The organism is Phocaeicola coprophilus DSM 18228 = JCM 13818 (assembly GCF_000157915.1).
Lineage (GTDB): Bacteria > Bacteroidota > Bacteroidia > Bacteroidales > Bacteroidaceae > Phocaeicola > Phocaeicola coprophilus.
Map to the genome: position 1 here is coordinate 69,295 of NZ_EQ973633.1, position 4,242 is coordinate 73,536.

Sequence of the window (4,242 nt, forward strand, 5' to 3'; positions counted from 1 at the left end):
CCTGCACAGGGACGAGGAAACACCGCATATACACGTTACGCTCGCCCCCATCGTCAAGGGAGAGCGAAAGCGCAGGAAAAGGGAGGAACAGACGAAAAAGCGATACCGCAAGAAACCGACCGACACCGTGAGGCTGTGCGCAGACGATATTATGACACGGCTGAAATTGAAGTCCTACCAAGATACCTATGCCGTGGCGATGGCGAAATACGGGTTGCAAAGGGGCATAGACGGCTCGAAGGCTCGCCACAAGTCCACGCAGCAGTATTATCGGGATATACAGAAACTCGCCGACAACCTCAAAGCGGAAGTGGTGGATTTGCAACAGCAGAAAGAAACGGCACGGGAAGAACTAAGACGGGCGAAAAAAGAAATACAGACCGAGAAGCTGAAAGGGGCAGCAACCACCGCAGCCGCCAACATCGCCGAGAGTGTCGGTTCTCTTTTCGGCAGCAACAAGGTCAAGACATTGGAAAAGAGAACATCGCCCTGCATAGGGAGGTAGCCGACCACGAGGAAACCATCGAAGCCCTGCAAGACAGAATACAGAACATGCAGGCAGACCACAGCCGACAGATGGCAGAAGTAGAACGGAAGTACCGCAGGGAGATAGCGGACAAGGAAACGAAGCACAAGGAGGAAATATCTTTCTTGAAAACGGTAATCGCAAGGGCGGCGGCATGGTTTCCCTATTTCCGTGAAATGCTCCGTATCGAAAACCTATGCCGCCTTGTGGGATTCGATGAAAGGCAAACCGCAACGCTCGTCAAGGGAAAGCCGTTGGAGTATGCAGGGGAACTTTACTCGGAGGAACACGGACGGAAATTCACGACCGAAAAGGCAGGGTTTCAAGTCGTGAAAGACCCCACGGACGGGACGAGACTGGTTCTTGCCATTGACCGAAAGCCCATTGCCGAGTGGTTCAAGGAACAGTTCGAGAAGTTAAGGCAGAACATACGCCGACCTATACAACCGCAAAAAAAAGGTAGGGGAATGAAGATATAACCGTTTTATCTTGCTGGAAAACAATAAAAAAGTGCTGTTCATAATGCCTTATGAATGGCACTTTTTATATATTTGCACACAAAATAAGGATAGAGCAAATAAAAGTAAATACAGAATCGTAAAATTTGATAGATATGAAAACTCAAAAATTAGAAATACTGATATTATTTCTCTGTATATTCGGCTTTATAGGTTGTGATAACAAAGATGAAGAGGGTGAGAAAGTGACAGACTACAAGGAATATTCTTTAACCATTGCATCAAAGAAGATACCCGGTGTTTGTTGGTCAGACGGATTTAATTATTTGTCTGATGTATATGCCGTAAAGAAAGAAAATGCCCAAGAATGGGAGAGCCTTGGAGTCATTGATGAATTTGAGTTTGAGAAAGGATATGAATATAAGGTAAAAATCAGTGAAACAAATTATTTGGATTATAGCATGGGAAATCCCGCATGGACGGAATATGAACTACTTGAAATAATATCTAAAGATAGGAAAGATTCAGAAAATTTGCCTTTACATTTTATCCCTAAATCATACTATGAGAATGTACAGCTTCCTAAATACAGATATGTAGTAGATGCAGATAATAATCAAAAACTTATTGAAGAAGAATTGAAAAAAAAATCTTTTATTCCTTTGGATTTTCATTATATGCTTTGGCGGAGCGAAGACAAATTCCTAAGATGTATTGCAATAAAAGACGATAATAATACATTGGGACCGTGTATTATAAAAAACGAAAACAAAGCCCCGGAAGAAATGCCAGAATCTTACAAATTACTTCCTCCAGAAGGAAATGTGTTTGGTTATGGGAAATGGACTTTTTTAGATGAACATGGAAATGAAACGAATTATCTTTCATTTGATGTGTTTATGGGTCGTTCTGCTAAATCAAGAAACGTAGATTTAACCCCCGATGTAGCTTATCTTTATAAAGACCTTTCTGAATACTACAAAAATAAATATCCGCAAGCCGGAGTGAAAACAGTTGTGGTTTCTTATGCCATTTCTATTAAATAACATAAAATCTTCAGCGAGCATCAATCATCCTAATTATAGTCAAACAGAATTGGTTTGAGAGGGATTTAAATCGTAATTTGTTGATAATCAATTCTTTTTTTGTGTAAAATTCTCAAAATAACGCAGTTTGACTATATCATTGCAACTATTATAAGAATCTATTAAAATGAGAACTATAGAATTAAGCACAAAAAAACGTATGAAAAGAATAAATCTGACCGTTTTGTTGTTAAGCGGTGTCTGTTTGTTATGCCAACCCCTTCAAGCCCAGCAGAGCATTGATGCTTGTGACGGTCGTACTTATAAAGTAGGCGACACGCTCCGTATTGGCGAACCATTGCCTTCGGGCTATCTATTTATAAAGCAGATAAACGCCGATAATAAATTCGACAAGTTGAATCCGAAAAACTCAACCGGACGGACTGCCGTCATTACCGACATACCTGCTTACCAGCCCAAACTCTATCAACAGTTCGGCATTTACCAACAGCCGGAAACGCCCCAAATAGTCTTTGCCGAACAGGGCGATTTCAAGATTGGCGTATATCTAAACATGGCTTTAACCAAAGGAAACATCATGTCCGGACATCATGTTTCCCATATGGATGGAGCTGTCGACCTTACCCCGGCTATCTTGTTCGCCTACACACATAAACTTTACGGCAAACCTATCGACACAGCATCAGTCGAGACCTATGCCTCTCTCTCTGCTCCCCAACAGTATGCAGAAGCAGCCAATGACCCGTTTGCATTGGAAGAACTTCGTACAACATATCGGAAAGAACTGGAACAAGCTGTGGCAAATGCAGATTTCAATAAGGTTTTCCGTATCAAATGTTTGTCGGAACTCCAAATGTACGACATCAATCAACAGCGTTTCCCGCTTTCGGGCTTAACGTGTGTCAATGTGGAAACCAAGCAGAACAGAGAATTATCCCAACAAGGTTATTGCTTATGGGGAAGTTGTGCCTTTCATTTCACTAACGCTCCGTCATTTGCCACCCTACCTTGCAAAAAAAACATTGCCCAAGGCATTTATACTATGCGTAAAATGACCTCGGCGACCTTGCCACCAACAGCTACCCTATACGTATATGTGCGCATCCTCCAACAGCCAGTATCACTTCCTGATAAACGTACCATGGTGATGTGTCCCGGAACATCATTCGATTTCGAGTGGTCAACACTCCGTAAAGCATACGGTCAAAAAGCTTTGAACATGGAAATTATACAAACGGACGGTTATTATAATGTCTTCCCTTATAACATACAAGAAGTGACATACAATTATCTTGGTACACAAACGCTACCTAAAAAGAACAATAAATAGTAATATGAAACTAAAAAACATCATTCAGACTACATTGCTAACAATCGTCTTGACATCATGTTATACATCCAGTCGAATAAGTAAATTCAGCTCTGAAAATATAAATTTGGGCATAGATAAAAATCTTTTCATAAAAAGATATGGAAAGCCTTTTAATAAGGAAATATCCTATACACAAGACAATCAAGAGAAAGAAAAACTCTTCTATAAAGAAGAATTAAACAAAGGTACATGGTATATTATAACAACAGCTTTTACTTTTATTGATGATAAACTTATAAAGCAAGAGGTTGTAAAAGAAGAAAGGACTTTTCAAAAATGTGATTGTAATAAATAAGCTATGCCTCCGGTGGGATAACTCGCTGGGGGCTTCTTACATTTTCTGTTTTTTTCAATCAATTTTATAAAATTGCCGTCACAGTTCGTACTTTCGGAAAAAGATATTATATTTGCAAATGAAAGAGTTATTTGACAGCATAGCAATGTAAAACGCTGAAAATTGCACGGTTGCTAACTCGTTACCGCTACTTCTCAAATAATTCGCTAAGAGTTTATTCTTCAATCGGTTAAGTCAAACCGAGAAAAATCTAAAATAGAAATTAGAGGATTATTTGAATTTTATCTAGACAAAAAACAAATCAATATTCGAAAAGTGTAGATGGATCTTAAAAAAAAACATTTTATACGTTCAATAATTAAAAAATATGTTTATCTTTGTTGCATAAAGCTTTATTAAACATTATAAATAGCGCTTAACGGTTATCCGAAGAGTAAAATTAGATTGTTTAATTAACTTAACAGAAATAAGGTAAGTACAAGAAGAACTTTGACTAAAACTTGAAAACAAAAAATTATTAGAAAGCTTTGAAACCTTAATTTTTT

General features: G+C 38.9%; 3 protein-coding genes and 1 pseudogene. All 4 read left to right on the top strand.

Features of this window, described 5'->3' with window-relative positions; translation table 11 throughout:
- Positions 1–1,005 (top strand): annotated as a pseudogene (locus BACCOPRO_RS03980) (plasmid recombination protein); the annotation flags it as partial.
- A 134-nt stretch (positions 1,006–1,139) separates the two neighbouring features.
- Entirely contained in the window at positions 1,140–2,030 is an 891-nt protein-coding gene (locus tag BACCOPRO_RS03985) for a DUF4377 domain-containing protein (protein ID WP_008141172.1), read from the top strand.
- 199 nt (positions 2,031–2,229) lie between these two features.
- Complete coding sequence (locus BACCOPRO_RS03990) at positions 2,230–3,360, top strand: DUF4852 domain-containing protein (RefSeq protein WP_054861810.1); 1,131 nt, start codon at positions 2,230–2,232, stop codon at positions 3,358–3,360.
- A 4-nt stretch (positions 3,361–3,364) separates the two neighbouring features.
- Positions 3,365–3,697 (top strand): hypothetical protein, encoded by a 333-nt coding sequence (locus tag BACCOPRO_RS03995; protein WP_008141174.1) that lies wholly within the window; start codon positions 3,365–3,367, stop codon positions 3,695–3,697.
- The last annotated feature ends 545 nt before the right edge of the window (positions 3,698–4,242 follow it).